The 25,302-nt window shown below is 63.5% G+C and carries 29 protein-coding genes; 9 read left to right on the top strand and 20 right to left on the bottom strand.

Annotated features, from left to right (window positions below; genetic code table 11):
• Window positions 1-3: 3 nt before the first annotated feature.
• Window positions 4-912 (bottom strand): flagellar protein MotY, encoded by a 909-nt coding sequence (locus tag ACFOMF_RS02620; RefSeq protein ID WP_386360919.1) that lies wholly within the window; start codon window positions 910-912, stop codon window positions 4-6.
• A 149-nt stretch (window positions 913-1,061) separates the two neighbouring features.
• Here ACFOMF_RS02620 and pyrC point away from each other — a divergent pair, with 149 nt between their 5' ends.
• Together pyrC and rnt are read left to right on the top strand one after the other, a co-directional pair.
• Window positions 1,062-2,105, top strand: coding sequence for a dihydroorotase (gene pyrC, locus ACFOMF_RS02615; RefSeq protein WP_386360917.1), 1,044 nt, complete (start codon window positions 1,062-1,064; stop codon window positions 2,103-2,105).
• Window positions 2,102-2,776, top strand: a complete 675-nt coding sequence (gene rnt, locus ACFOMF_RS02610; RefSeq protein ID WP_386360915.1) for a ribonuclease T — start codon at window positions 2,102-2,104, stop codon at window positions 2,774-2,776. The genes pyrC and rnt overlap by 4 nt, the downstream gene beginning before the upstream one ends.
• 216 nt (window positions 2,777-2,992) lie before the next feature.
• Here rnt and thrC read toward each other — a convergent pair whose 3' ends face one another.
• The 10 genes from thrC to ffh all read right to left on the bottom strand — a co-directional run bounded on the left by thrC (window position 2,993) and on the right by ffh (window position 11,813).
• Window positions 2,993-4,417: a threonine synthase gene (gene thrC, locus ACFOMF_RS02605; RefSeq protein ID WP_386360913.1), complete on the bottom strand. Its 1,425-nt coding sequence runs from the start codon at window positions 4,415-4,417 to the stop codon at window positions 2,993-2,995.
• 71 nt (window positions 4,418-4,488) lie between these two features.
• Complete coding sequence (locus tag ACFOMF_RS02600; protein WP_386360911.1) at window positions 4,489-5,793, bottom strand: homoserine dehydrogenase; 1,305 nt, start codon at window positions 5,791-5,793, stop codon at window positions 4,489-4,491.
• Between the two features lie 108 nt (window positions 5,794-5,901).
• Window positions 5,902-6,375 carry a GFA family protein gene (locus ACFOMF_RS02595; protein WP_386360909.1) on the bottom strand — a complete coding sequence of 158 codons (474 nt, stop codon included), beginning with the start codon at window positions 6,373-6,375 and terminating at the stop codon, window positions 5,902-5,904.
• A 61-nt stretch (window positions 6,376-6,436) separates the two neighbouring features.
• Complete coding sequence (locus ACFOMF_RS02590) at window positions 6,437-7,198, bottom strand: disulfide isomerase DsbC N-terminal domain-containing protein (protein ID WP_386360907.1); 762 nt, start codon at window positions 7,196-7,198, stop codon at window positions 6,437-6,439.
• A gap of 118 nt (window positions 7,199-7,316) precedes the next feature.
• Entirely contained in the window at window positions 7,317-8,213 is an 897-nt protein-coding gene (gene xerD, locus ACFOMF_RS02585; protein WP_386360905.1) for a site-specific tyrosine recombinase XerD, read from the bottom strand.
• Between the two features lie 88 nt (window positions 8,214-8,301).
• Window positions 8,302-8,652 (bottom strand): 50S ribosomal protein L19, encoded by a 351-nt coding sequence (rplS, locus tag ACFOMF_RS02580; protein WP_386360903.1) that lies wholly within the window; start codon window positions 8,650-8,652, stop codon window positions 8,302-8,304.
• 22 nt (window positions 8,653-8,674) lie between these two features.
• Window positions 8,675-9,442, bottom strand: a complete 768-nt coding sequence (gene trmD / locus ACFOMF_RS02575; RefSeq protein WP_386360902.1) for a tRNA (guanosine(37)-N1)-methyltransferase TrmD — start codon at window positions 9,440-9,442, stop codon at window positions 8,675-8,677.
• 10 nt (window positions 9,443-9,452) lie between these two features.
• Complete coding sequence (rimM, locus tag ACFOMF_RS02570) at window positions 9,453-9,989, bottom strand: ribosome maturation factor RimM (protein ID WP_386360900.1); 537 nt, start codon at window positions 9,987-9,989, stop codon at window positions 9,453-9,455.
• 5 nt (window positions 9,990-9,994) lie between these two features.
• On the bottom strand, window positions 9,995-10,252 hold the full coding sequence (rpsP, locus tag ACFOMF_RS02565) for a 30S ribosomal protein S16 (protein ID WP_386360898.1): 258 nt from the start codon (window positions 10,250-10,252) through the stop codon (window positions 9,995-9,997).
• A gap of 187 nt (window positions 10,253-10,439) precedes the next feature.
• Window positions 10,440-11,813: a signal recognition particle protein gene (ffh, locus tag ACFOMF_RS02560; protein WP_386360896.1), complete on the bottom strand. Its 1,374-nt coding sequence runs from the start codon at window positions 11,811-11,813 to the stop codon at window positions 10,440-10,442.
• Window positions 11,814-11,998: 185 nt separating this feature from the next.
• On the opposite strand from ffh, the gene ACFOMF_RS02555 reads away from it, so the two are divergent.
• Complete coding sequence (locus ACFOMF_RS02555; protein WP_386360894.1) at window positions 11,999-12,799, top strand: cytochrome C assembly family protein; 801 nt, start codon at window positions 11,999-12,001, stop codon at window positions 12,797-12,799.
• Between the two features lie 10 nt (window positions 12,800-12,809).
• Complete coding sequence (locus ACFOMF_RS02550) at window positions 12,810-14,093, top strand: HlyC/CorC family transporter (protein WP_386360893.1); 1,284 nt, start codon at window positions 12,810-12,812, stop codon at window positions 14,091-14,093.
• Between the two features lie 157 nt (window positions 14,094-14,250).
• On the opposite strand, the gene purT is transcribed toward ACFOMF_RS02550, so the two are convergent.
• The 4 genes from purT to ACFOMF_RS02530 are packed head-to-tail and all read right to left on the bottom strand — an operon-like array spanning window position 14,251 to window position 16,799.
• The gene (purT, locus tag ACFOMF_RS02545; RefSeq protein ID WP_386360892.1) at window positions 14,251-15,432 is read right to left on the bottom strand and encodes a formate-dependent phosphoribosylglycinamide formyltransferase; all 1,182 of its coding nucleotides are present in this window, start codon (window positions 15,430-15,432) and stop codon (window positions 14,251-14,253) included.
• A gap of 46 nt (window positions 15,433-15,478) precedes the next feature.
• On the bottom strand, window positions 15,479-15,673 hold the full coding sequence (locus ACFOMF_RS02540; RefSeq protein ID WP_386360890.1) for a DUF1289 domain-containing protein: 195 nt from the start codon (window positions 15,671-15,673) through the stop codon (window positions 15,479-15,481).
• Window positions 15,670-16,191 carry a gamma carbonic anhydrase family protein gene (locus tag ACFOMF_RS02535; RefSeq protein ID WP_386360889.1) on the bottom strand — a complete coding sequence of 174 codons (522 nt, stop codon included), beginning with the start codon at window positions 16,189-16,191 and terminating at the stop codon, window positions 15,670-15,672. Before ACFOMF_RS02535 ends, ACFOMF_RS02540 begins: the two co-directional genes overlap by 4 nt.
• Window positions 16,188-16,799, bottom strand: coding sequence for a CoA pyrophosphatase (locus tag ACFOMF_RS02530; protein ID WP_386360888.1), 612 nt, complete (start codon window positions 16,797-16,799; stop codon window positions 16,188-16,190). The genes ACFOMF_RS02535 and ACFOMF_RS02530 overlap by 4 nt, the downstream gene beginning before the upstream one ends.
• Window positions 16,800-16,919: 120 nt before the next feature.
• Here ACFOMF_RS02530 and ACFOMF_RS02525 point away from each other — a divergent pair, with 120 nt between their 5' ends.
• Together ACFOMF_RS02525 and ACFOMF_RS02520 are read left to right on the top strand one after the other, a co-directional pair.
• Window positions 16,920-17,471: an NUDIX hydrolase gene (locus tag ACFOMF_RS02525; RefSeq protein WP_386360887.1), complete on the top strand. Its 552-nt coding sequence runs from the start codon at window positions 16,920-16,922 to the stop codon at window positions 17,469-17,471.
• Between the two features lie 28 nt (window positions 17,472-17,499).
• The gene (locus ACFOMF_RS02520) at window positions 17,500-18,006 is read left to right on the top strand and encodes a L,D-transpeptidase family protein (protein ID WP_386360886.1); all 507 of its coding nucleotides are present in this window, start codon (window positions 17,500-17,502) and stop codon (window positions 18,004-18,006) included.
• A 4-nt stretch (window positions 18,007-18,010) separates the two neighbouring features.
• Here the strand turns inward: ACFOMF_RS02520 and ACFOMF_RS02515 are convergent, their stop codons facing one another.
• Window positions 18,011-18,388, bottom strand: a complete 378-nt coding sequence (locus ACFOMF_RS02515) for a hypothetical protein (protein WP_386360885.1) — start codon at window positions 18,386-18,388, stop codon at window positions 18,011-18,013.
• 157 nt (window positions 18,389-18,545) lie between these two features.
• Between ACFOMF_RS02515 and pyk the strand changes: the two genes are divergently transcribed.
• Window positions 18,546-19,997, top strand: a complete 1,452-nt coding sequence (pyk, locus tag ACFOMF_RS02510) for a pyruvate kinase (protein WP_386360884.1) — start codon at window positions 18,546-18,548, stop codon at window positions 19,995-19,997.
• 16 nt (window positions 19,998-20,013) lie between these two features.
• On the opposite strand, the gene ACFOMF_RS02505 is transcribed toward pyk, so the two are convergent.
• Window positions 20,014-20,928, bottom strand: coding sequence for an iron-sulfur-binding ferredoxin reductase (locus ACFOMF_RS02505; RefSeq protein ID WP_386360883.1), 915 nt, complete (start codon window positions 20,926-20,928; stop codon window positions 20,014-20,016).
• Between the two features lie 165 nt (window positions 20,929-21,093).
• On the opposite strand from ACFOMF_RS02505, the gene ACFOMF_RS02500 reads away from it, so the two are divergent.
• Complete coding sequence (locus ACFOMF_RS02500; protein ID WP_386360881.1) at window positions 21,094-22,617, top strand: fumarate hydratase; 1,524 nt, start codon at window positions 21,094-21,096, stop codon at window positions 22,615-22,617.
• A gap of 84 nt (window positions 22,618-22,701) precedes the next feature.
• On the opposite strand, the gene ACFOMF_RS02495 is transcribed toward ACFOMF_RS02500, so the two are convergent.
• From ACFOMF_RS02495 to ACFOMF_RS02485, 3 genes are all read right to left on the bottom strand, one after another.
• A complete protein-coding gene (locus ACFOMF_RS02495) occupies window positions 22,702-23,067 on the bottom strand; it encodes a hypothetical protein (RefSeq protein WP_386360879.1) in 366 nt (121 codons plus the stop codon).
• A gap of 198 nt (window positions 23,068-23,265) precedes the next feature.
• Window positions 23,266-24,144 carry a carbon-nitrogen hydrolase family protein gene (locus ACFOMF_RS02490; RefSeq protein ID WP_386360877.1) on the bottom strand — a complete coding sequence of 293 codons (879 nt, stop codon included), beginning with the start codon at window positions 24,142-24,144 and terminating at the stop codon, window positions 23,266-23,268.
• Window positions 24,141-24,731, bottom strand: a complete 591-nt coding sequence (locus ACFOMF_RS02485) for a GNAT family N-acetyltransferase (protein WP_386360875.1) — start codon at window positions 24,729-24,731, stop codon at window positions 24,141-24,143. Before ACFOMF_RS02485 ends, ACFOMF_RS02490 begins: the two co-directional genes overlap by 4 nt.
• A 108-nt stretch (window positions 24,732-24,839) precedes the next feature.
• Between ACFOMF_RS02485 and ACFOMF_RS02480 the strand changes: the two genes are divergently transcribed.
• Window positions 24,840-25,238 carry a ketosteroid isomerase-related protein gene (locus ACFOMF_RS02480; protein WP_386360873.1) on the top strand — a complete coding sequence of 133 codons (399 nt, stop codon included), beginning with the start codon at window positions 24,840-24,842 and terminating at the stop codon, window positions 25,236-25,238.
• The last annotated feature ends 64 nt before the right edge of the window (window positions 25,239-25,302 follow it).

Below are 25,302 nucleotides of genomic sequence, written 5' to 3'. Positions count from 1 at the left end.
CTTTTACAGAGCCCGTGCACCGGCCGGAAGCGGGCGCTGCTCTTCAGTCGCGCTGGCCACCACCTCGCGCTCGAGTTGCAGTGTCACACGCCGGTTTTTCGCGCGGTTGGCAGGGCTGCTATTGGCGACGAGCGGATAGCGCTCGCCGTGAAAGCGCACCGTGATGCTGGATTCGTCGATGCCGTTGGCCATCAGGTAATCGCGTACGGCCAGCGCGCGGCGGCGGGACAGCTCTCGGTTGGTCAGTCGGTCGCCACTGTTGTCGGAATGGCCATCGAGGTAAATGCGGTTGACGCTGGGGTCGGCCGCCAGGAACTGCAGAACCAGGTCGAGCCGAGCCTTGGCGGCGTCATCCAGGTCGGCACCAGCCGTGGAAAATGGCAGCTGTGTCTGACGGATCTGATCGAAGTTCACTGGCAGCAGCCTGGAGGAGCAGGCCAGATACTCTTCGTAGGCAGAGGCGAAGCGCGCTGGCAACAACCGCACCTCCAGGGGCTCGCTGCCGTGCCTGGTACGATGACGGACCACCGGGCTACGGCCTTCGAGCAGGCCGCTGAGCAGGCGCCCGGCCTGATAGGGGCTGCTGTCGAACACCACCTCACCCGCGCGAATCCTTACCTGACCCAGGGCGATGTCACTGCGATTGGGCTGCCAGGGCGCAGCCGCGGCAAGCAAGGTTGCAGAGCCGTCGCCAAACCAGCGCTCCTGCGAGCGCAGGCGGAACACTGCTTCTTCGCCGGCCCGACGAACGAACTCCCCCGTCCCCAGCCCCGTCACAGGCTGGGCCAGCCGGCACTCGAAACGGTCACCTTGCACCTGCCACTCGACCCGCTCCAGACGCGTCTGAAACGTGAGAGCGCAAGCCGTCGGCGCGGCAAGCAGGCTGGCAAGGACAAGCAGAGGCAGGCGCACAGGCCCTCCGACACGGTTGTTCAAGGAAAGTATCGGTGGCTGATCTGGAAACTTGAGCTTGCCAATGCCGCACGCCGGCAGCTGCCCCCAGACAGCCCGTTTTCCGGTAGCATTCCGGCCATCATCCGAAGATGCCCTGGAACACCCGCATGACCGATCGCCTTACCCTGTTGCGCCCAGACGACTGGCACATCCACTTGCGTGACGGTGCCTCGCTGCGCCATACGGTTGCCGACGCCGCGCGCCAGTTCGCCAGGGCGATCGTCATGCCTAACCTGGTCCCGCCTGTTCGCAATGCTGACGAGGCCGCCAGCTACCGCGAGCGCATCCTCGGCGCCTTGCCCGCCGGCGGCCGCTTCGATCCGCTGATGGTGCTCTACCTGACCGACAGCACTCGCCCCGAAGACGTGCGCGCGGCCCAGGCGTCCGGCATCGTCTACGCGGCAAAACTCTACCCGGCCGGAGCCACCACCAACTCCGACTCGGGCGTGACTCGCATCGACAACATCTTCAGCGTGCTGGAGACCATGGCGGAAGTCGGGCTGCCGCTGCTGGTGCACGGCGAGGTGACCCGCGCGGAGATCGACGTATTCGATCGTGAAAAGGCATTCATCGACGAGCACCTATCGCGGGTGGTCCAGCGATTCCCGACGCTCAAGGTGGTGTTCGAGCACATCACCACGCGCGACGCCGTGCAGTTCGTCGAAGAGACAGGCACAAACGTCGGCGCGACCATCACCGCACAGCATCTGCTCTACAACCGCAACCACATGCTGGTCGGCGGGATTCGTCCGCACTTCTATTGTCTGCCGATCCTCAAGCGCAATACTCACCAGGAAGCACTGCTGGATGCGGCCACCAGCGGCAACGCGAAATTCTTCCTCGGCACCGACTCGGCCCCCCATGCACAACAGGCCAAGGAGGCCGCTTGCGGCTGTGCCGGCTGCTACACCGCCTTCGCGGCTCTCGAACTCTATGCCGAGGCTTTCGAACAGCGCGATGCACTGCACCGCCTGGAAGCCTTCGCCAGTCACTTTGGTCCGGACTTCTACGGATTGGCCCGCAACACCGAACAGGTCACCCTGGTGCGCGAAGACTGGACAGTGCCCGCGCAGCTGCCGTTCGGTGATCGCCAAGTGGTTCCGCTGCGCGCGGGCGAGACACTGCGCTGGCGGCTGGAGAATCGTGCATGAGCGGTAGCGAATTCGAAGACGAGCTTGAGCACAACCTGCCCGGTTCGGCCCGTACGCCCATGGCTCGTCGCTTTCGCGGCTACCTCCCGGTGGTGGTGGACGTCGAGTGTGGCGGCTTCAATTGCGCCACTGACGCACTGCTGGAAATCGCCGCCACCACCATCGGCATGGACGAGCAGGGGCTGGTCTATCCTGACCACACCTACTTCTATCGCGTCGAGCCCTTTGCCGGAGCCAACATCGAGTCCGCTGCGCTCGAGTTCACCGGCATCAAGCTGGACCATCCCTTGCGCCAGGCAGTAGCCGAGCTGGACGCGCTGACCGACATTCTGCGGGGTGTGCGCAAGGCGGTGAAATCCGCCGGCTGCAAACGCGCCATTCTCGTAGGCCACAACAGCGCTTTCGACCTCGGTTTTCTCAATGCCGCGATCAATCGCTGCGCGATCAAGCGAAACCCCTTTCACCCCTTTTCCAGTTTCGACACCGCCACGCTCGCCGGCCTCGCCTACGGCCAGACCGTACTGGCCAAGGCCTGCCAGGCAGCGGGAATCGACTTCGACGGCCGCGAAGCCCACTCTGCCCGCTACGATACCGAAAAGACCGCCGAGCTGTTCTGCGGCATCGTCAACCGGTGGAAGGAAATGGGCGGTTGGGAAGAGTTCGAAGGGTAAAGAATCGCCAACGTAGGTTGGATTAGCAAAGCGTAATCCAACGCTCCTGCGCACCGAAGCGTCGGGTTACGCCTGCGGCTAACCCGACCTACGAAAGGCTGCAGCGCTTCAGGCAGAACCGGAACATCACCAACGTAGGTTGGATTAGCGAAGCGTAATCCAACGCTCCGAGCACGAAAGCTCCAGCCTTTAGCGCCCTTCCCGCCTTTTATTCCGTCAGAGCGGCTTGCCGCGATTGCCATGGCTGCTGACGAAGCCCTGCACTGCCTTGATGTCATTGGGCAGTACGGTGCTGCGCTCTTCCCGCTCGTGCAGGTCGAACAGATGCTTGGGCAGTTCCAGTAACTTGCCGATACCGGCTTTTTCCACCGCCTCGGGGAATTTGACCGGATGGGCGGTACCGAGGATCACCATGGGGGTGTCCAGGCTGCGGCGGCATTCCCGGGCGGCGCGCACGCCGATGGCGGTGTGCGGGTCCAGTACCTCGGTGGTGTTCTTGAACACCTCGGCGATGGTCCGGCAGGTCTCTTCGTCATCCACCGCCAGCGAGTCGAACAGCCGACGCGCTTCGATCCAGCGATCCTCTTCGACCGACAGCTTGCCGGTGGCCTTGAAGCTGTTCATCAGCTCCGCAACCGCCAACCCGTTGCGCCCGTGCAGGTCGAACAGCAAGCGTTCGAAGTTCGACGACACCATGATGTCCATGGACGGCGACAGTGAGTGATGCAGGGTGTCCTTGTCGTAGCGGTTGCCGCTCATGAAGCGGTGCAGGATGTCGTTGCGGTTGGTGGCGACGATCAGTTGGCTGATCGGCAGGCCCATGTTGCGCGCCAGGTAGCCGGCGAAGATGTCGCCGAAGTTGCCGGTCGGCACCGAGAAGGCCACCGAACGGGCCGGGCCACCGAGCTGCAGCGCGGCATGGAAGTAGTAGACGATCTGGGCCATGATCCGCGCCCAGTTGATCGAGTTGACCGCTACCAGCCGGGTGCCCTTGAGAAAAGCCTGGTCGGCGAAGCTGGCCTTGACCATTTCCTGGCAGTCGTCGAAGTTGCCTTCGATGGCGATGTTGTGGATGTTCTCGCCGAGAATGCTGGTCATCTGCCGGCGCTGCACGTCCGACACTCGCTCGTGCGGGTGCAGGATGAAGATGTCCACATTGTCACAGCGGCGGCAGCCTTCGATGGCGGCCGAGCCGGTGTCGCCGGAGGTGGCACCCATGATTACCACGCGCTCGCCGCGCTTTGCCAGCACATGGTCGAGCAGGCGGCCAAGCAGCTGCAGGGCAAAATCCTTGAACGCCAGGGTCGGACCGTGGAAAAGCTCCAGCACCCACTCGTTGCCGTTCAACTGGCGCAGCGGCGCCACGGCATTGTGGGCAAACACGCCGTCGGGACCGGTGGAGTAGGTCTCTTCGAGGATCTTCTTGAAGTCGGCGTCGGGAATGCTGCCGGTCACGAACGGGCGCATCACCCGGAAGGCCAGTTCATGGTACGGCAGACCGGCCCAGGAGGCGATTTCTTCCATGGTGAAGCGCGGCAGGTTCTCGGGAACGTAGAGCCCGCCATCGGTGGCCAGACCGGCCAGCAGGACATCTTCGAAATTCAGGGCCGGAGCCTGGCCACGGGTGCTGATGTAGCGCATATGAAAACCTTCGTTTTGAGCTGCAAGCGGCAAGCTGCAAGCCTCAAGCAGCTTCGTGCGGCTTGCGACTGTCAGTTCAATTGTTCGACGCGGATCCGCACGACGCTGCCCACCACATCATCCAGCGCCTCGAACGCGGCGATGGCGTCGTCGATGCGCTGCTCTTTCACGCGGTGGGTCAGCAGGATCACCGGCACCAGGCCGTCGTGCTCCTCGGCTTCCTTCTGCATGATCGACTCGATGTTGATGCCGCGCTCGGAAAGGATGGACGCCAGCTGCGCCAGCACGCCCGGGTGGTCCTTGGCCTGGATGCGCAGATAGTAGGCGCTTTCGCACTCGCCGATCGGTAGCACTGGATGGTCGGACAGCTGCTCGGCCTGGAAGGCCAGGTGCGGCACGCGGTTGGTCGGGTCGGTGGTCAGCGCGCGGGTCACATCCACCAGGTCGGCCACCACTGCCGAGGCGGTCGGTTCCATGCCGGCGCCGGCGCCGTAATAAAGCGTGCTGCCAACGGCGTCGCCGTTGACCATCACCGCGTTCATCACGCCATTGACGTTGGCGATCAGACGGTCGGCCGGGATCAGGGTCGGATGGACACGCAGCTCGATGCCGACGGCCGTACTGCGCGCCACACCCAGGTGCTTGATGCGATAACCCAGGGCTTCGGCATAGCCCACGTCGGCGGTGGTCAGCCTGGTGATGCCCTCGGTGTAGGCCTTGTCGAACTGCAGCGGGATGCCGAAGGCGATGGACGCCAGGATGGTCAGCTTGTGCGCGGCATCGATGCCCTCGACGTCGAAGGTCGGGTCGGCTTCGGCGTAGCCCAGTGCCTGAGCTTCGGCCAGCACGTCCTCGAAGGCACGGCCCTTCTCACGCATCTCGGTGAGGATGAAGTTGCCGGTCCCGTTGATGATGCCGGCCAGCCAGTTGATGCGGTTGCCGGCCAGGCCCTCGCGGAGCGCCTTGATGATCGGAATGCCGCCGGCGACCGAGGCCTCGAAGGCGACGATCACGCCCTTCTCGCTGGCGCGGGCGAAGATCTCGTTTCCATGCACGGCGATCAGCGCCTTGTTGGCGGTGACCACATGCTTGCCGTTGTCGATGGCGCGCATGACCAGCTCGCGTGCGACGGTATAGCCGCCGATCAGCTCGATGACGATATCGATTTCCGGGTTGTCGGCCACCGCAAAGACATCGTCGGTAATGGGGGTACCGGTGGCGTCGCATTGCGGATTGGACGAGCGCGCGGCGATCTGCGCCACTTCGATGCCACGCCCGGCACGGCGGGCGATCTCCTCGGCGTTGCGCTTGAGTACATTGAAGGTGCCGCCGCCGACGGTCCCCAAGCCACAGATCCCCACTTTTACCGGTTTCACGCTCGACTCCCCATCATCACAGCGAAAGCGCCCGCAAAACGGGCGCAGAAAAGAGCCGCACATTACGAAGCGACCGAGGTTAAGTCAATTGGCGTGACGGGGTGCAGGCTAGCGCGTCAGCCCCAGCCGCTCGTGCCATTGCGCCAGCGACTCGTCAGGGTATCCCTGGAACTGCTTGTCGCGGGGTCGGGCATCGATCTCCACCCAGCTGGCCTTGGAATCGAGCAGCATGTGCACATGCTCGGGCGGCACGGGCAGCTCACTGTCGATGGCCGAGGCATGCGGATGGATCAGGTCTGGCCAGTTCGGGTCCCACAGCCACAGGGCCGTACCGCAGAATTTGCAGAAGTTGCGCTGACCGGAACTGATGGTGCCATCGTCCAGCTGCGCCTGGTATACGCTGATATTCTCCCGACCATCGATCATCAAGGAGCGATTGTCACCGGCCAGATTGATGGCATAGCCACCGGAGCCAGCCGTTTTCCGACAGATCGAGCAATAGCAGCGCATGAAGGGAAAAGGCTGAGCGGATTCCAGCGAAAATCGCACAGCCTTGCAGTGACAGGATCCTTCGAGCCTCATGGCAATCTCCAGCAGATGAAAGGCGAACCTCTTTCATTTGAGCTGGAAGCTGGCGCGGTGTTTACCTGGCGTCGACGTTGGCGACGTCCGCGCGACCGACGGCCGCCTCGATGGCGAGCTTGGCCAGCTGCGGAGCCGGCTGGTATCCGGGAATCATCTGGCCATTCTCCAGTACGATGGCGGGGGTCCCTTGCACGCCGATCAGTTGCCCTAGCCGGTACTGCTCGTCCACGGGGTTGTCACAGCTGACGCTCGGCAGCGACTGCCGCGCCTTCGCCTTGTTCATTGCATCAAGCGGGTCCTTGGCACACCACACATCAACGAGGGTCTTGTGGCCTGGCGATCCGGTGCCCTGCCGCGGGAAGGCCACATATCGCACTTCGACTCCCCGGCGATTGAGCTCCGGCACTTCACTGTGCAGCTTCTGGCAATAACCGCAGTCAGCATCGGTGAACACCGTGATGTGGGTCTTGGGCTCCTTCGCCTGGAAGATCACCATCTGCTCGGTCGGAATCGCCGCCATTTGCTGTGCAATGGAGCGGCTTTCCGCCTGCTCGGTAAGGTTCACCGCCTGGCCATCACGGATCTGGAACAGATAGCCCTGCATCAGGAACTGGCCGTCTTCGCTGGCGTACAGCTGGCGTCCGCCCTGTAGCTGGACCTGATAGAGTCCGGGCATGGCACTTTCGGCGATGGCTTCGATCGGCAGGCCCGGCTGGAGTTGTTGCAGGGTTTCGCGAATGGCCTGATCAGGATCGGCAGCGGCCAGAAAACCACTGGCCAGGCTCAGCGCCACGCCAGCGAACAGCGAAAATACACGCATGGTGACTCCTGTGGAGCAGCGTTCGGTAAGAGGCGCAAGCCTACCATATCCGGCACGGCACAAGCCGTGTGCGCTGTGGCACAGCTCACATCGCACCGACCGGCTGCGCCGCCCGGGATCAGCCTCGTGGATGGTGACGCGCGTGCAGCTCCTGCAAGCGCGCTCGGGCGATGTGGGTGTAAATCTGGGTCGTTGACAGGTCACTGTGCCCCAGCAGCATTTGCACGGTACGCAGATCGGCGCCGTGGTTGAGCAGATGAGTGGCAAAGGCATGACGCAGCGTATGCGGCGACAGCGGCTTGCTGATCCCGGCCACTTGCGCATGCAATTTGATCCGGTGCCAGAAGGTCTGCCGCGTCATCTGCGCGCCCCGCTGACTGGGGAACAGTACTTCGCTGATGCGCCCGCCGAGCAGAACCCCGCGAGCTTCGGCAAGGTACCGCTGCAGCCAGTGCATCGCCTCCTCCCCCAACGGAACCAGACGCTCCTTGCTGCCCTTGCCGAACACCCGAAGCACGCCCTGACGCAAGCTCAACTGATCCGTTGTCAGGCTGACCAACTCGGTCACCCGCAGCCCGCATGCATAGAGGACTTCCAGCATGGCGCGGTCACGCAGCCCGAGCGGCGTGTCGAGATCAGGCGCCTGGAGCAGCGCCTCGACATCGGCCTCGGAGAGCGACTTCGGCAAGGGCCGACCCAGCTGCGGTTGCTCGATGCGAAGGGTTGGATCCTCGATTATCTCCCCCTGTCGCAGCAGATAGCGATAGTAGCCGCGCAGGGCCGACAGAAAGCGCGCCGTGGAGCGAGCCTTGTAGCCGCCGTTAAGGCGCCAGGCCAGATAATCGAGAATCACCTCCCGTCCCGCTCGATGCAACACCACGCCCCGCTCGTGCAACCAGCCATTGAACAGCGCGAGGTCGCCGGCATACGACTGCCGCGTGTTGTTCGATAAACCCTTTTCCAGCCAGAGCGCATCGAGGAAGCGATCGATGGAAGGATCGTCGAGAGCGGTCATGCAAAGCCATCCAACGGGAAGCGGGAACCTGTTCCCTTTAAACGAAAAAAAGCAGCCCGAAGGCTGCTTTCCCAGTGAAGCGGTCCGATCAGGACAGCTTTTCCTTGATGCGTGCAGCCTTGCCGGACAGCGCGCGGAGGTAGTACAGCTTGGCCTTGCGTACGTCACCACGACGCTTGACGGCCACGCTGTCGACCAGCGGGCTGTAGGTCTGGAAGGTACGCTCGACACCTACACCGCTGGAAATCTTGCGCACGGTGAAGGCGCTGTTCAGACCACGGTTACGCTTGCCAATGACCACGCCTTCGAAGGCCTGCAGACGCGAACGCTCGCCTTCCTTGACCTTTACCTGTACGACTACGGTGTCGCCGGGAGCGAAGACCGGAATTTCCTTGGTCATCTGCTCGGCTTCGATCTGCTGAATAATCTTGTTGGTCATTTCTCTATGCTCCTAAGGCAGGTCAGTCGGACGTGCCATCGATACCTTGTCTATCGTCCCGCTGGCGGATGTATTCCTCCAGCAGCTTCTTCTCTTCTCCAGAAAGCGAGCGGCTATCCAGAAGATCAGCGCGGCGTTCCCAGGTCCTTCCAAGGGACTGCATGAGACGCCAGCGCCGGATGTGTTCATGGTTGCCGCTAAGCAGCACATCCGGAACACGTTTTCCCTCATACACCTCGGGTCGGGTGTAGTGCGGGCAGTCGAGCAGGCCATCGCTGAACGAGTCCTCCTCGGCTGAATCGGCATGACCCAAGGCTCCGGGAAGCAGACGGGTCACCGCATCGATCAACACCATGGCCGGCAATTCGCCGCCAGACAGCACGTAATCGCCAATCGACCACTCTTCATCCACATGCGTTTCGATGAAACGCTCGTCGATGCCTTCATAACGCCCGGCGATCAGGATCAACGCCGCTTCCTTCGCCAGCTCTCGCACGCCCTGCTGGTTCAGCGGCCGCCCCTGGGGCGAAAGGTAGATCACCTTCGCCTCATCACCCGCCGCCTGTCGGGCTGCAGCGAGTGCGCCTTCAAGCGGCTTGATCTTCATCACCATGCCGGGGCCGCCTCCGAAGGGTCGATCATCCACCGTCTGGTGACGATCCTCGGTCCAGGTCCGGGGGTTCAGGCAGTTGACCTGAAGCAGGTTCTGCTTGACCGCCCGGCTGGTGATCCCATGCTCGCTGATCGCAGCGAACATGCCGGGAAACAGGGTGATGACCTCTATACGCATCGCAACCGGCTCAGAAGTCCGCGTCCCAGTCGACACGCATCTCACCTGACTCCAGGTCCACCGACAGCACGCACTGATCGATGTAGGGCAGCAAGCGCTCCCGATCATCAAGGCTGCCCGGGCAGGGCTTGACCGCCATGACATCGTTGGCGCCGGTTTCCAGCAGATGATCGATCTTGCCGAGCAACCGACCCTGCTGATCGATCACCCTGAGGCCGACCAGCTGATGCCAGTAATACTCATCCCTGCCCAGTTCGGGCAGTTCGTGCCGCGGCACGCAGATCTCGAAGTCGGCGAAGGTACGCGCCTCTTCACGATCATCCAGCCCACGGAGCTTGGCCACCAGGACATTGCCCTGCGCCCGCCCCCGGAGCATTTCAGCCTGACGGATCTCGTCACCTCGCTTGAGCGTCCAGCGACGGTAATTCAGCAGGTTGTCAATCGGATCGGTGAAAGAATAGATCTTCACCTCTCCGCGAATGCCATGCACCGATACGATCTTGCCGAGCACCAGAAGGTTATCGGCCGGAGCAGGCGTCGTGATCATGTGCTTCAGGCTGCAACGGCGGTCTTGCCGGCTTCCTTCAGCAGAGTAGCTACGCGCTCGGACGGCTGGGCGCCCTGGCTCAGCCAGTAGCTGGCGCGATCCTGGTCGACCGAGAGGCGCACTTCACCACCGCGGGCGATCGGGTTGAAGAAGCCGATACGCTCAACGAAGCGACCGTCGCGGGCATTGCGGCTGTCGGTGACGGTCAGGTGATAGAAAGGGCGCTTCTTGGAGCCGCCACGGGCGAGACGAATGGTTACCATGTGAACATCGTTCCTGTAGTCGGTGCTGCAAAACGGGATTCGGGCCAGTAGGCCGAAAGGCCGCACATTCTAAAGATTATCGGACAGTTTGCAAACGGGAATTTAAGCGAAGCCGACAGCAGCGGCCGAAGGCTGAGCGCTGGACGAAAACCGTTCAGCCTTCGCCCCCAGCGCCCCTGCCGGCCCTTCAGAGCTTCGGCATCCCGCCGGGGAACATGCCGCCCATGCCGCGCATCATCTTGGCCATCCCGCCCTTGCCGGTGACCTTCTTCATCATCTTCTGCATCTGCTTGTGCTGCTTGATCAGGCGACCGACGTCCTGCACCTGGGTGCCGGAGCCCAGGGCGATGCGTCGCTTGCGCGAGCCACTGATGATGTCGGGGTTGCGACGCTCGGCGGGGGTCATCGAATCGATGATCGCCTCCATCTGGCCGAACTGCTTTTCCGCCGCCCCCTGCATGCCGCCCATCTGCGAGAGGTTCATGCCGCCCATGGTGGGCAACTTCTCCATCAGGCTGCCGAAGCCACCCATGCTCTTCATCTGGCGAATCTGGTCGCGGAAATCCTCGAGGTCGAAGCCCTTGCCCTTCTTCAGCTTGCGGGTGAGCTTCTCGGCCTTCTCGCGATCAAGGGTGTGCTCGGCCTGCTCGATGAGACTGAGCACGTCGCCCATGCCTAGAATGCGCGAGGCGACCCGATCCGGGTGGAAGGGATCGAGCGCATCGCTGCGCTCGCCCATGCCGATGAACTTGATCGGTTTGCCGGTGATGTGCCGCACCGAAAGCGCCGCACCGCCACGCGCGTCGCCGTCCACCTTGGTGAGCACGACGCCGGTCAGCGGCAAGGCGTCGTTGAATGCCTTGGCGGTGTTGGCGGCGTCCTGGCCGGTCATGGCATCGACCACGAACAGCGTCTCAACGGGCTTGATCGCGGCGTGGACGGCCTTGATCTCATCCATCATCTCGGCGTCGACATGCAACCGTCCCGCGGTGTCGACGAGCACCACATCGATGAACTTGAGCTTTGCCTCGCGAATCGCCGCCTGGGCGATATCCACAGGCTTCTGACTGATGTCGGACGGGAAGAAGGTAACCCCCACCTCGCCAGCGAGTGTCTCCAGCTGCTTGATGGCCGCCGGGCGATAGACGTCGGCAGAAACCACCAGCACGGACTTCTTCTTGCGCTCTTTCAGAAAGCGCGCGAGCTTGCCGACCGTGGTGGTCTTGCCCGCACCTTGCAGGCCAGCCATCAAGACCACCGCCGGTGGCGCCGCATTGAGGGCCAGGTCCTCGTTGGCAGCCCCCATCAGCTCCTCGAGCTCGGCGCGGACGATCTTCACGAAGGCCTGTCCGGGCGTCAGGCTCTTGGACACTTCCGTGCCCACCGCCCGCTCCTTCACCTTGCTGACGAAGTCCTTGACCACCGGCAGCGCGACATCCGCCTCCAGCAGCGCCATGCGCACCTCGCGCAAGGTGTCCTTGATATTGTCCTCGCTCAGCTTGGCCTTGCCGGTGACATGGCGAAGGGTCTGGGAGAGACGGTCGGTAAGGTTTTCGAACATGAGCCTTCCACACTGGTGTGCCGAGGGGTGCGATTATAGAAGCTGGCGGTCCCCGGCCGGTACCCCAACCATCGGCGTTTTATTGCGAGGCGCCGCGCAGCCTCTGCAGCCAGCGCCAAGGACGCTTTTGCGGCCTTGACGTTTATGACACACTCGAGCTCTTTTCCAGCTCGCTTCCAGGAATTATGCACCCGCTGCTGCCCAGCCTCGCTGCCGCCTGCCTCTACGCCGGGGCCACCGGATACCAGGGCTATCACCTGGCGCAACGTACCGCACCGGACAAGCGTCTGCTGCTGGTGCTGGGTGCGCTGGCATTGATCGCCCATGGCTTCAGCCTGTTCCACCAGTTGATGGTGCCGAGCGGGTTGCACCTGGACTTCTTCTCTGCGGCGAGCCTCATCGCTGGCGCCGTGATCCTGCTGATCCTCATGGCGCTGCGCCGCATGCCGGTGGAAAACCTGCTGTTGCTGCTGTTCCCGCTTGGCAGCCTCACGGTGCTGGCCGCAGAGTTCGCGCCTACAGGCACGGCGCCCGTGATCACCGACCAGTTCGGCATCCTCGCTCACATCCTGCTGTCGATCCTGGCCTACGGCATGTTCACCATCGCCATCTTCCAGGCGCTGCTGCTGCACCTGCAGGACCATCACCTCAAGCACAAGCACCCGGCGGGCTTGATCCGCAACTTCCCGCCGCTGCAGACCATGGAAAGCCTGCTGTTCGGCTTTCTCTGGGCGGGCTGGATCCTGCTCTGCGCGTCACTGCTGACCGGCTGGATCTTCCTTGACGACCTGTTTGCCCAGCATCTGGTCCACAAGACCTTTTTCTCCATGGTTGCCTGGGCCGTCTTCGGTCTCCTGCTGTGGGGCCGGCACCAGCTGGGCTGGCGCGGGCATACGGCCATCCGCTGGACTCTCGCAGGTTTCTGCCTGTTGATGCTGGCGTACTTCGGCAGCAAGCTGGTCCGCGAATTCATCCTGCATATCTGAGGCGGCCCCTTTGGAGCACCTACATCCAGCCCTGCAGATCGGCCTGCTGATCATTCTCCTGCTGTGCTCGTCGTTCTTCTCGAGTTCGGAAACGGGGCTACTCAGCCTCAACCGTTACCGCCTGCGCCACCAGGCCCAGGAAGGCCATCGCGGCGCACTGCGGGCGAGTCGCCTGCTGGAGCGACCAGATCGACTGCTCGGCACCATCCTGGTCGGCAACAACTTCGTCAACATCCTCGCATCGGCCATCGCCACCGTGCTGGCCATGCAGGTCTGGGGCGAGGCCGGCATCCTGATTGCTACTGTCGGCCTGACCATCGCCCTGCTGATCTTTGGCGAGATCACCCCCAAGACCCTCGCCGCGATGCGCCCCGAACTCGTCGCCTACCCGTTCAGCCTGCCGCTCAAGCTGCTGCAGACCGTGCTCTACCCGCTGGTCATCGTACTGAACTGGATCAGCAACGGCCTGCTGCGAATGCTCGGCTTCGATACCAGCCACCAGGGCCAGGACAGCCTGTCCAGCGAAGAACTGCGCAGCGTGGTGCGCGAATCAGGCGGCGGTCTCCCGTTGAACAGGCAGAACATGCTGCTGGGGATCCTCGACCTGGAGAAGGTGACGGTCGATGACATCATGATTCCGCGCAATGAGGTCGCGGGAATCGATCTGGACGATGACATCGACGCCATCCTCGCGCAATTGCGCAGCACCCCACACACCCGGCTGCCAGTGTTCACCAAGGACATCAACCAGATTCAGGGCGTGGTGCACATGCGCCACATTGCCCGCCTGCTGAGCCACGACGAGCTGACCAAGGAAGGTTTGCTGGCGGCGTGCCGGGAGCCCTACTTCGTGCCGGAGAACACACCGCTGTCGACCCAGCTGGTGAACTTCCAGAAACAGAAACGCCGTATTGCCATCGTCGTCGACGAATATGGCGATGTGCTCGGCATCGTCACCCTCGAAGACATCCTCGAGGAAATCGTCGGGGAGTTCAGCAACTACGACGCCCTGCGCAGTCCGGATATCCACCCCCAGGATGACGGCACGCTGGTGATCGATGGTGCGGCCTACCTGCGCGACATCAATCGGGCGCTGGGCTGGGAGCTGCCGGTCGATGGCCCGAAGACGCTCAACGGCCTGATCACCGAAGCGCTGGAGCAGATTCCCGACAGCGGCGTCTGCGTGCAGGTCGGGGGCTATCGCCTGGAGATTCTCCAGGCGTCAGACAACCGCGTGAAAAGTGTGCGGGCCTGGGCCATTGCGGCTCAGCCCGAGACGGACGACCCGCGCTAGGGGCCTGTGCGGTTAGTTCAGTTAGTCGACTTCGGCGCTCACGGCCCCGATACTGCGTTGCCGCTCGTCGCCATAGCCCAGCCATGGCTCGTCGCAACGCCTTGTCTCGGAACCACGAGCATCCGAACGTGAGTTAACCAACTGACCGCACGGGCCACTAGAGCTCGATCTTGATGGCCTCGGCGGCACGCATCGCCTTGGCCCGCGCGGCCTCTGTCGAGATGTCACGGGCCAGGGCCACGCCCATCCGCCGCTGCCCCTTGACCTCAGGCTTGCCAAACAGCCGCAACGCGGTGTCCGGCTCGCTCAGCGCCGCAGCCAGGTTGCCGAAACTCACCTGACCGGACTCGCCCTCGACCAGTACCACGGCCGACGCCGCAGGGCCCAGCTGGCGGACCAGCGGGATGGGCAGCCCGAGAATCGCCCTCGCATGCAGGGCGAACTCCGACAGATCCTGAGAGATCAGGGTTACCAGCCCGGTATCGTGTGGGCGCGGCGACACTTCGCTGAACCAGACCTGATCTCCCTTGACGAACAGCTCCACACCGAACAGACCGCGGCCCCCCAGCGCCTCGGTGACCGCGCGGGCGATGCGCTCGGACTCGGCGAGCGCGGCGGGGCTCATGGCCTGCGGTTGCCAGGATTCCTGATAATCGCCCTTGACCTGGCGGTGCCCCACTGGTGCACAGAAACCTGTCCCGCCGACGTGTCGCACGGTCAGCAGGGTGATCTCGTAATCGAAATCGATGAAGCCCTCGACGATCACCCGGCCCTTGCCAGCCCGGCCGCCTTCCTGGGCATAACGCCAGGCTGGCTCCACATCCTCCGCCCCCTTGAGAAGACTCTGTCCCTTGCCGGACGAACTCATGATGGGCTTGACCACACAGGGAAAGCCGAGCTTTTCGACAGCGGCCCGATAATCCTCGAGGCTGTCGGCAAAGTGATAAGGCGAGGTCGGCAGGCCCAGCTCCTCGGCCGCTAGGCGGCGAATGCCCTCTCGATTCATCGTCAGCTGGGCCGCCTTGGCGGTGGGAATCACGGTAAAGCCCTCGGCCTCCAGTTCGACCAGGGTGCCGGTGGCGAGCGCCTCGATTTCCGGCACGATGTAGTGCGGCTGCTCCCGCTCGATCACCGCCCGCAAGGCGGCTCCGTCGAGCATGTCCACCACATGGCTGCGGTGGGCCACCTGCATCGCGGGGGCATGGGCATAGCGGTCGACGGCGATCACCTCGACGCCCAGCCGTTGCAGTTCGATGACCACTTCCTTGCCCAGCTCGCCGGAACCACAAAGCAGAACACGAACGGCGCTGGATGACAGCGGAGTGCCAATACGGGGCATAGCAACCTCGAGAAATCGAAAACAAACGAAGGAAAGACGGACCTGATCAGCCGAACAGCTGACCGCGCTCACGGGCGCGCTCATGGCAACGCAGCAGCACCTGGCGCCGCTCGTCGTTGCTCATGCGGCCCCAGCGGGTGATCTCGGCGGCGGTACGCTGGCAGCCGACGCAGATGTCATCGTCATCCAGGGCGCAGAGGCTGACGCAGGGCGACCTGACCGCCTTGTCGGGATCGCTCATTCCTGTTCCTGCAGCTGGCTGGCATAGCGCCGGGCGTTGGCCACGTAGTGCTCGGCACTGGCCTCGAGGCCGCGCATCTGCTCCTCGCTGAGCTGCCGGACCACCTTGCCTGGAGAGCCCATGACCAGCGAGCCATCAGGAATTTCCCGGCCCTCTGGGATCAGCGTATTGGCTCCGATCAGACAATGCCTGCCGATCTTGACTCCGTTGAGGATCACCGCATTGATGCCGATCAGGCTGTAGTCACCCACTTCGCAGCCGTGCAGCATGGCGTTGTGGCCGACGGTCACGCCCTTGCCCAGGGTCAGCGGATGGCCCATGTCGGTGTGCATCACGGTACCGTCCTGCACGTTGCTGTTCTCGCCGACATGGATCAGTTCGTTGTCGCCGCGCAGCACCGTGCCAAACCAGACGCTCGCGCCCGCCTCCAGGCGTACCTTGCCGACCAGGCTTGCACTCGGGGCGATCCAGCTGGCGGGGTGGGCTTCCACTTGGGCATCGCCCAGACGGTATTTCATGAAGGGGACCTCAGGTCGATGAAGGAGTCGGTGGGGCGCTGCAACTCGATGCCGGCATCGTAGACCAGGTTGACCAGCTCGATGATCATCATCGCGGTAAGGCCCCAGATCTTGTAGTTGTCATAGCGATAGCAAGGCACGTACCAGCTCTTGCCTTGATGATCGAGACGGTGGGTGCACTCGCGCGGGTTCTGGCAGAAAAAAGACAGCGGCACGGAAAACACCGCGGCAATCTCCGAGGCATTGGCGTGGTATTCCATGTAATCGGGCACCAGCCCGACGATGGGCGTGACATGGATACCGTAGCGCGACACCACGCTGCTCAGCGGACCAACCACCTCGACCATGCCCGGTGGGAGACCGACCTCCTCTGCCGATTCGCGCAGTGCCGTGGCTACCAGATCGGAATCCTCCGGGTCGCGCCGACCTCCAGGAAAGGCCACCTCGCCGCCGTGGGTCGACAGACCGCTGGCGCGCAGCGTAAGGATCAGCTCGGGATCGCTGCTCCGGGTGATGGGCATCAACACGGCCGCCTCGGGCAGGCGTGGATCGTGCGGCAACAGGCGCGGCGAGTAACTGCGCACGCGACGGATGATCTCGTCCAGCATGCAATCTCTCGTGTGGGTTTTAGGCATCATGGCATGAAAACGCCGAACCGCCCAACCCCAGCCGCTTGCCGCCTCGGCGAGCGCGAGCCAAGATGAACAGGCGCCTGACGAGGGTAAACCATGAAATTCTGCAACAGGTGTGGAAGCACCGTCAGTTGGCAGGTACCGGACGGCGACAACCGGCCGCGTCATGTCTGCCTTGAATGTGAAACAGTCCATTACGAGAACCCGCGCATCGTCGCCGGTTGCGTCCCGGTTTGGCAGCACGAACAGGTGCTGCTTTGCCGTCGCGCCATCGAACCGCGCCTGGGCTACTGGACCCTGCCGGCCGGCTTCATGGAAAATGGCGAAACCCTGCAGCAGGCTGCCGAGCGCGAGACGTTCGAGGAAGCCTGTGCGCGGGTGCGCGACTTGCAGCTCTATACGCTGTTCGATCTGCCGCACATCAACCAGGTGTACATGTTCTTTCGCGCCGAACTGGCGGACCTGGATTTTGCCGCCGGCAGCGAAAGCCTGGAGGTGCGCCTGTTCCGGCAGGCCGAAATCCCCTGGCCGGAGCTCGCCTTTCCGACTGTCGGTCGCACCCTGGAATGCTTTTTTGCCGATAAACAGGAACAGGTGTTTCCCATCCGTAACGAAGCCCTGACACCGATGGTCAAGTCCACACCCTAGCCCCCCTTTTTCCAGGAAGTCCCCCTTCATGCGCTGCCTGCTCGTCCTGTTGTGCCTGGCATTCGTCCCCTTCGCACAGGCCAGTGCGCCCGCCTCGTCTCTCCAGGGGCGCCTGATCGACAAGGTCCTGGTGATCAAGTCCGAGCGCCAGCTGCATCTGGTCAGCCGCGGTGAGACGCTGAAGAGCTATAGGGTGTCGCTCGGCAAGCAGCCCGTCGGTCACAAGCAGCGCGAAGGAGACCAGCGCACACCGGAAGGCTTCTACTGGCTCGACTGGCGCAAGAAGAGCGAGAACTACAACCTGGCCATGCACATCTCCTACCCCAACGCCCGTGATCGCGAACGGGCACGGGCAGCCGGGGTGAGTCCCGGCAACATGATCATGCTGCACGGCACGCCGGTGGACGATGAGTATCCCGAGTGGTTCTTCCACACCCTGGACTGGACCGAAGGCTGCATCGCCCTGACCAACGCCGACATGCGCGAAGTCTGGTCGCTGGTACGCGACGGCACCCTGATCGAGATTCGCCCCTGACCACTCAACGACCCACAGGATGAGCCAGGGCCGGCGTGCCCTCCTGGTAATGTCCCAGTTGCCGCAGCGTCTCCAGCCGGGCGCGGGCGCGGTATGCGTATTCGGTAGCTGGATAGCGGGACTGGATGAACAGGTAGGTCTGTGCCGCGTCGACATAGAGCATCTGCCGTTCCAGGCAGTGTCCGCGCAGCAATGAAATTTCCGACTGCACCGGATTGCCCGAGCGCAGCATTCGCTCGGCCTGCGACAACGCCAGGGCCGTCTTCTCGCAGTTGTCCGCCGCGTAGTGGCGGTATGCCTCGTCGAGATAACGATCGGCCGCCCCGCGGCCGCTGCAGCCAAGGGTGGACAGGGTAAGGATCAAGATCAGGGGGATGCGCATGTGGGGGTTCCTCCGCTCTCTCGCTATCGACCAGGCGGGGCTTTTCTGAAGGCTCGCCGGTCCCCCGATGAGGCACGCAAAAGAGTAGTGCCCGCGCGGCGATGACTACAGGGATAGGCCGTAGTAGCCTCCGGGCATATCCACAAGGAGTCCCTGCATGACCTCGCGTCGCACCAAGATAGTCGCCACCCTCGGTCCAGCCAGCAACTCGCCCGAGGTGCTGGAAAAGATGATCCTCGCCGGGCTGGATGTGGCCCGCCTCAACTTCTCCCATGGCACGCCAGACGAGCACCGCGCCCGCGCCCAACTGGTGCGCGACCTCGCTGCACGCCATGGCCGCTTCGTCGCCCTGCTCGGTGATCTGCAGGGTCCCAAGATCCGCATCGCCAAGTTCACAGACAAGCGCATCGAACTCAAGGAAGGCGACCACTTCCGCTTTTCGGTCACCCACCCCCGCGAAGCCGGAACCCAGGAAGTCGTGGGGATCGATTACCCCGACCTGGTGAAGGATTGCGGCGTGGGCGACGAACTGCTGCTCGATGATGGCCGGGTGGTGATGCGAGTCGACTCCACCACTGCCGATGAACTGCACTGCACCGTACTGATCGGCGGGCCGCTGTCCGACCACAAGGGCATCAACCGTCGCGGTGGCGGCCTCACGGCGCCTGCCCTGACCACCAAGGACAAGACCGACATCAAGCTGGCCGCCGAACTGGAGCTGGATTACCTCGCGGTATCCTTCCCGCGTGACGCTGCCGACATGGAACTGGCCCGCCGCCTGCGCGACGAAGCCGGGTCGAATGCCTGGCTGGTCGCCAAGATCGAACGCGCCGAGGCGGTCGCCGACGACGAGACCCTCGACGCGCTGATCTGCGCCAGTGACGGCGTCATGGTCGCCCGCGGCGACCTCGGTGTGGAGATCGGCGACGCCGAACTCATCGGCATCCAGAAAAAGATCATTCTTCACTCCCGTCGCAACAACAAGACGGTGATCGTGGCGACCCAGATGATGGAATCAATGATCAGCAGTCCGATGCCGACCCGCGCGGAAGTGTCCGACGTGGCCAACGCGGTGCTGGACAACACCGACGCAGTCATGCTGTCCGCGGAAAGCGCCGCCGGCGAATACCCGGTCGAGGCGATCAAGGCCATGGCGCGGATCTGCCTGGGCGCTGAAAAGCACCCCACCAGCATCAAGTCCAGCCACCGCCTGGGCCATCAGTTCAAGCGCTGCGATGAGTCCGCTGCCCTGGCGGCCATGTACACGGCCAACCACTTCCCGGGCGTCAAGGCGATCATCAGCCTTACCGAGAGCGGCTATACGCCACTGATCATGTCGCGCCTGCGCTCGGCGGTGCCGATCTTCGCCTTCAGCCCGAACCGGGTCACCCAGGCTCGGGTCGCGCTGTTTCGTGGCGTCCAGACCATTCCGTTCAACCCCCTGTCGATGCCGGCCGACAAGGTCAGCCAGGCTGCCGTGGACGAACTGTGCAAGCGCGGCGTTCTGGAAGCGGGCGACTGGGTGGTCCTGACCAAGGGCGACAGCTACCACGGTACCGGTGGCACCAACACCATGAAAATCCTGCGGGTAGGCGACACACTCGTCTGATCGATCCGGCTTGCGTTCAGCTGTCGCCAGCATCATCGGCAAAGGCTTCGACGAATACCTGGCCTCGCGGCACGCCCGCGAGGAACAGGCGTTTCGCACAGGCCTCGGCAAAAGCACGATGCCCGCACACCAGCGCGATGGTCCTCCGCGTCATCCTGAAGCCGGGAGGAAGCTCTTCGCCCTCGAGCAGCTCGACCTGAAGCGTCCCATGCACCTGCGCAAGGTCGGCGAGCGGCTCGGCCAGGTAATGCGCTCCCATTTGCAACAGCCTGATCGGCCCGCTGTGGCCCTGGCGCAGGGCCTCCCGCAGAACGGCCCACAAGGGTGCCAGGCCGATTCCATGGGCAAGCAGCAATAATGGTTGGTCGGTCCAGGTCGGATCGTAATGCAACGCGCCATCGATCAACGCACCCAACTCAAGCCGATCACCAGGTTTCAACCGCCGCGCGCCGTCACAGAAAGCGCCGGCATGCGCACAGGCCAGATGAAACTCCAGCCAGGGTCCCTCGCCGGGCAGGCTGGCCAACGAGCAGGGGCGCGCGGTTTCCCCCAGCCTGAGTACCAGTTGCTGCCCGGCGCGGTACGCCAAGGGTCGTTCCGGCACCAGTCTCAGGCGCAGCACCTCTCCCCCCAGCCAGGTCAGGTCATCTACCCCCGCGGCAGTGCCAGCCTGTTGTGGATCGTCCACTTCGAGATCACCGGACAACCGGCACTGGCAAGCCAGCCGCCAGCCCTGGGCCCGGCGTGCTGCATCCAGGGCCTCGGGTCGGGCATCCTCAGGCACACCGGCCACGCAGCGCACCTGACAGCTCTGGCAGCTTCCGGCGCGACAGCCATAGGGCACCTCGATGCCCGCCTGCAGCAGCGCATCGAGCAGGTTGGCGCCCTGCGGCACCGTCCAGCGGCGCCCCTGACAACTCAACTCAGGCATGAAGACTCCCGATCAGGCACCATGTCCTCCCTTTGGACTAACAGACCAGTACTTTGGCTTTTCGCCCAGGCCAGCCGGGTTATACTGCCGCGCCGATTTTGTCGAGTCAGCGGGCAAACAGGCGCTCGCACTCGCCGTACCAGCCCCGTCAAGAGGACGCGTTGCATGACCGTGATCAAGCAGGAAGACCTGATACAAAGCGTCGCCGATGCTCTCCAGTTCATTTCCTACTACCACCCCGTGGACTTCATTCAGGCGATGCACGAGGCGTACCTGCGCGAGGAATCTCCCGCCGCCCGTGATTCCATGGCCCAGATCCTGATCAACTCGCGGATGTGCGCCACCGGACACCGGCCGATCTGCCAGGACACCGGTATCGTCACCGTTTTCGTCAAGGTCGGCATGGACGTGCGCTGGGAAGGCGCCACCATGAGTCTGGACGACATGATCAACGAAGGCGTGCGTCGCGCCTACAACCTGCCGGAGAACGTCCTGCGCGCCTCGATCCTCGCCGACCCGGCCGGTGCCCGCAAGAATACCAAGGACAATACCCCGGCGGTCATCCACTACTCCATCGTCCCGGGCGACAAGGTGGAAGTGGACGTGGCGGCCAAGGGCGGCGGCTCCGAGAACAAGTCGAAGATGGCCATGTTGAACCCGTCCGACTCCATCGTCGACTGGGTGCTGAAGACCGTGCCGACCATGGGCGCCGGCTGGTGCCCGCCGGGCATGCTTGGCATCGGCATCGGCGGTACGGCCGAGAAGGCCGCGGTGATGGCTAAGGAAGTCCTGATGGAGCCCATCGACATTCATGAACTGAAGGCCCGCGGCCCGCAGAACCGCATCGAGGAGATGCGCCTGGAGCTGTTCGAGAAGGTCAACCAGTTGGGCATCGGCGCCCAGGGCCTGGGCGGCCTGACCACCGTGCTCGACGTGAAGATCATGGACTACCCGACCCACGCAGCCTCCCTGCCGGTGTGCATGATCCCCAACTGCGCCGCCACCCGTCACGCCCACTTCGTCCTTGATGGCTCCGGCCCGGCGTCGCTGGAAGCCCCGCCGCTGGATGCCTACCCGGAAATCGTCTGGGAGGCGGGCCCGAGCGCGCGTCGCGTGGACCTGAACACCGTCACCCCCGAAGAGGTCGCCGCCTGGCAACCGGGCGAGACCCTGCTGCTCAACGGCAAGATGCTCACCGGCCGTGACGCCGCGCACAAGCGCATGGTGGACATGCTGAACCAGGGCGAAGAGCTGCCGGTGGACCTCAAGGGCCGCTTCATCTATTACGTCGGTCCGGTCGATCCGGTGGGCGACGAAGTGGTTGGCCCGGCCGGCCCCACTACCGCCACCCGCATGGACAAGTTCACCCGTCAGATCCTTGAAAGCACGGGCCTGCTGGGCATGATCGGCAAGTCCGAGCGCGGCCCGATCGCCATCGAGGCGATCAGGGACAACAAGGCGGTTTACCTGATGGCCGTCGGCGGCGCTGCTTATCTGGTCGCCCAGGCGATCAAGGCCTCGCAGACCGTCGCCTTCCCTGAACTGGGCATGGAAGCGATCTACGAGTTCGACGTGAAGGACATGCCCGTCACCGTGGCGGTCGATACCAAGGGCGAGTCGGTGCACAACACCGGGCCGGCGATCTGGCAGAAGAAGATTGCCGAAAGCCTGGCGGTGGAAGTGAAATAAACCCACCCGGCGTCATCCCAAAAGCCCGGCCTCACGCCGGGCTTTTTTCATGCCGGTCGGTTTGTCTGAGAAGCCACAGCCGCCCTACGAACGCATCAGGTGAAAGCGCCCGATCAGCGCACCCAGCGCGCTCAGCAGGGTTGCGGCGATTATCACACCCAGAAACACCTCCGGCTCGCTGACCGGCATCCCATCAGGCGGATCGAGGGCGGCAACAATGCCGAACGCCGAGGCGATGCCAATGACCACTCCGGTTACCGCGCCATGCAGCAAGGCCCGGCTCCCCGACAGATGGGAGGCGATGTACCCGGGCACCACCCAGATCAGCGAGTAGGCCATCAACTGGCCCACGCTGGTGGCACCCTGGTGCAGGGTATTCAGCAACACCGCCACCAGGGTGAACAACAGGGAAAAACTCAAAATGCCCGCAATGATTGCTCTGGACCGCATTCGATGTCGCCTCACTCACGATCATCACCGGCGCGCAGGACACGCGTCGGACTGCCCGGCCGCCCCTGCCAGGATCTCCCGTTCCGTCCGGCCTCCAGCCGGCTCCCGCCAGGACGGCAGCCGCTGGCTGCGGCAAGGACGTGAAGCTATGGCAATCCGGGCGAGCACTAGTTGCGCCAGGTCCGACGAGACGCTGTGCTAGAGCGCCAGACGCGAGGGATCGAACTGCTCAGGCCAGTCTCGACGAGTGAAAACCTGCCCCTGTTGATGCACCCGGCGAACCGCGTCCAGATCGAGGTCGGAGATCAGCCATCGACTGTCGCACGGGCAGCCATCAGCGCTAAGGGCCACGACTCCATCGCTGGGCATGCCATAGTCGGGTGGCACGAACAATCCAGCGCGGCCGTGGTTCTCATCCAGCGCGGGTGACCAGGGCGCCAGCCCGACGGTCGGCGACTGCAGCACCGCAAGCTGATTTTCCAGAGCGCGCGCCTGGCAGCCAATACGCACGCGGTGATAACCCGCTTCGGTGTCGGTGCAACTGGGCACCAGAATCAGATCCACGCCCTGCTCTGCCAGCTTGCGGGCGAGCATGGGGAATTCACTGTCGTAGCAAATGAGGATTCCCAGGCGGCCCAGCGGCGTGTCGAACGCGCGCAGGCCGGTGCCGCCCTGGATACACCAGTTCTCGCGCTCGAAGCGGGTCATGATCAACTTGTCCTGATAGCCGAGACAACCATCCGGACCAAACAGCCATGCGCGGTTGCGAAACTCGCCGGCCTTCCTTATCGGAATCGAGCCGGGCTGCAGAACGACACCCCATTGCCGCGCCAACCCCTGGCACAACTCGAACCAGGGCTCCACCAACGCCTGAATGCCTTCGATGGAGCAGAGCAGATCGCTGCGCTGCACGCTGTCCAGCGCCCCGCTGAGCACCAGCCCGGCATATTCGGGCAGCAGCAGCAATTGCGCCCCCTGCTCCACGGCATCCCGACACAGGCGCTCGAGGTGGCAGGCATAAGCGTCGAAGCTCTCGTGCAGCTCGATGGCGTACTGACAGGCGGCCAGACGAATCATGGAGCGAGTTCCTTCAACCAGAACGACATCGGCTTGGCAGTCTCCTCGGTGTGATCGACGTCCTTCCAGCTGAACTCGGTGCGCAAGCCTGGCTGGGGATGATAGCCACGCCTGGCCCAGAAGGCATGCAGCGGCTGATAGCCGGCGGGGCGTAACGGATGGTCGCCCGGGCGCTCCACCGCACAGAAAGCGCACCAGCGAAAGCGACCCAACCGCCGAGCATAACCCTCTCGCGCCTCGAAAAAGCGCACACCCAGACCTCGCCCCCGGTAGGTCGGCAGCAGCACCGACTCACCGAAGTAAAAGACGCTGTCAGCGACATGACCTTGCTCGACGAAAGGTCGCTGGAACGCTTCGGTCTCATCTGCCAGCGGTAACCCGGTGGAGACTCCGATCACACGATCCCCGTCGATCGCCAGAACGAACAGGCTCTCGGCCGAATCGGCATAGGTCGAGAGGTAGCGACGTTCGTACTGCGGATCGCCGTCGTATAGATAGGGAAATTCGCGGAATACCCGGATGCGCAGGTCAGCCAGGGCATTCACGTAGGGCGCGATGGCCGCGCCGTGGACGAGTTCGATCTGCATCGGTCTGCCGTTTTTGCCAATCAAGGAAGTCGCTGGTGGAAGTGCCAGCCTGCAGCCGAAACCCTATCATGCCGAACTGTTTCCCATCCGATCACAGGAGCCGTCCACATGCCTACCCGCGACCTGATCAAGGCCTACTACGATGCTTTCAATGCCGGCGACATGCAGAGGTTTCTCGCCCTGCTCGGCGACGACGTGGTCCATGACATCAACCAGGGCGAGCGCCAGGTCGGCAAAGGAGCCTTCGAGACATTCATGGGGCATATGAACCGTTGCTACCGCGAACGACTGACCGACATGGTCATCATGAGCAATGAGGACGGCAGCCGTGCGGCGGCCGAGTTCGTGGTACACGGCGAGTACCTGGCCGACGACGAAGGGTTGCCTCCCGCCAGCGGCCAGACCTATGTCCTGCCTGCCGGGGCCTTCTTCGAGCTGCGCGACGGGAAGATAGTCAGGGTCAGCAACCACTACAACCTGAACGACTGGATCACGCAGGTCAGCTGAGAGCAGACGCAGCGGCTATCGGCGCCATAGCGATAATCGACTGTTGCGGCGCGCCTCGGGGAAC

It is taken from the genome of Stutzerimonas tarimensis, assembly GCF_042648805.1.
Taxonomy (GTDB): domain Bacteria; phylum Pseudomonadota; class Gammaproteobacteria; order Pseudomonadales; family Pseudomonadaceae; genus Azomonas; species Azomonas tarimensis.
This window is presented reverse-complemented; position numbering and strand designations above follow the sequence as displayed.

Coding starts and splice junctions, on each gene's coding strand:
- ACFOMF_RS02595 (WP_386360909.1), bottom strand. CDS start 6,375: ATGAGGCTCGAAGGATCCTGTCACTGCAAGGCTGTGCGATTTTCGCTG.
- ACFOMF_RS02525 (WP_386360887.1), top strand. CDS start 16,920: ATGAAATTCTGCAACAGGTGTGGAAGCACCGTCAGTTGGCAGGTACCG.
- rplS (WP_386360903.1), bottom strand. CDS start 8,652: ATGACCAACAAGATTATTCAGCAGATCGAAGCCGAGCAGATGACCAAG.
- pyrC (WP_386360917.1), top strand. CDS start 1,062: ATGACCGATCGCCTTACCCTGTTGCGCCCAGACGACTGGCACATCCAC.
- ACFOMF_RS02490 (WP_386360877.1), bottom strand. CDS start 24,144: ATGATTCGTCTGGCCGCCTGTCAGTACGCCATCGAGCTGCACGAGAGC.
- xerD (WP_386360905.1), bottom strand. CDS start 8,213: ATGACCGCTCTCGACGATCCTTCCATCGATCGCTTCCTCGATGCGCTC.
- purT (WP_386360892.1), bottom strand. CDS start 15,432: ATGCCCCGTATTGGCACTCCGCTGTCATCCAGCGCCGTTCGTGTTCTG.
- ACFOMF_RS02535 (WP_386360889.1), bottom strand. CDS start 16,191: ATGAAATACCGTCTGGGCGATGCCCAAGTGGAAGCCCACCCCGCCAGC.
- thrC (WP_386360913.1), bottom strand. CDS start 4,417: ATGCGCTACATCAGCACCCGTGGCCAGGCTCCGGCCCTGAATTTCGAA.
- rpsP (WP_386360898.1), bottom strand. CDS start 10,252: ATGGTAACCATTCGTCTCGCCCGTGGCGGCTCCAAGAAGCGCCCTTTC.
- ACFOMF_RS02495 (WP_386360879.1), bottom strand. CDS start 23,067: ATGCGGTCCAGAGCAATCATTGCGGGCATTTTGAGTTTTTCCCTGTTG.
- ffh (WP_386360896.1), bottom strand. CDS start 11,813: ATGTTCGAAAACCTTACCGACCGTCTCTCCCAGACCCTTCGCCATGTC.
- ACFOMF_RS02555 (WP_386360894.1), top strand. CDS start 11,999: ATGCACCCGCTGCTGCCCAGCCTCGCTGCCGCCTGCCTCTACGCCGGG.
- ACFOMF_RS02520 (WP_386360886.1), top strand. CDS start 17,500: ATGCGCTGCCTGCTCGTCCTGTTGTGCCTGGCATTCGTCCCCTTCGCA.
- ACFOMF_RS02500 (WP_386360881.1), top strand. CDS start 21,094: ATGACCGTGATCAAGCAGGAAGACCTGATACAAAGCGTCGCCGATGCT.
- rimM (WP_386360900.1), bottom strand. CDS start 9,989: ATGATCACGACGCCTGCTCCGGCCGATAACCTTCTGGTGCTCGGCAAG.
- ACFOMF_RS02590 (WP_386360907.1), bottom strand. CDS start 7,198: ATGCGTGTATTTTCGCTGTTCGCTGGCGTGGCGCTGAGCCTGGCCAGT.
- ACFOMF_RS02515 (WP_386360885.1), bottom strand. CDS start 18,388: ATGCGCATCCCCCTGATCTTGATCCTTACCCTGTCCACCCTTGGCTGC.
- pyk (WP_386360884.1), top strand. CDS start 18,546: ATGACCTCGCGTCGCACCAAGATAGTCGCCACCCTCGGTCCAGCCAGC.
- ACFOMF_RS02480 (WP_386360873.1), top strand. CDS start 24,840: ATGCCTACCCGCGACCTGATCAAGGCCTACTACGATGCTTTCAATGCC.
- ACFOMF_RS02485 (WP_386360875.1), bottom strand. CDS start 24,731: ATGCAGATCGAACTCGTCCACGGCGCGGCCATCGCGCCCTACGTGAAT.
- trmD (WP_386360902.1), bottom strand. CDS start 9,442: ATGCGTATAGAGGTCATCACCCTGTTTCCCGGCATGTTCGCTGCGATC.
- rnt (WP_386360915.1), top strand. CDS start 2,102: ATGAGCGGTAGCGAATTCGAAGACGAGCTTGAGCACAACCTGCCCGGT.
- ACFOMF_RS02505 (WP_386360883.1), bottom strand. CDS start 20,928: ATGCCTGAGTTGAGTTGTCAGGGGCGCCGCTGGACGGTGCCGCAGGGC.
- ACFOMF_RS02540 (WP_386360890.1), bottom strand. CDS start 15,673: ATGAGCGATCCCGACAAGGCGGTCAGGTCGCCCTGCGTCAGCCTCTGC.
- ACFOMF_RS02530 (WP_386360888.1), bottom strand. CDS start 16,799: ATGCTGGACGAGATCATCCGTCGCGTGCGCAGTTACTCGCCGCGCCTG.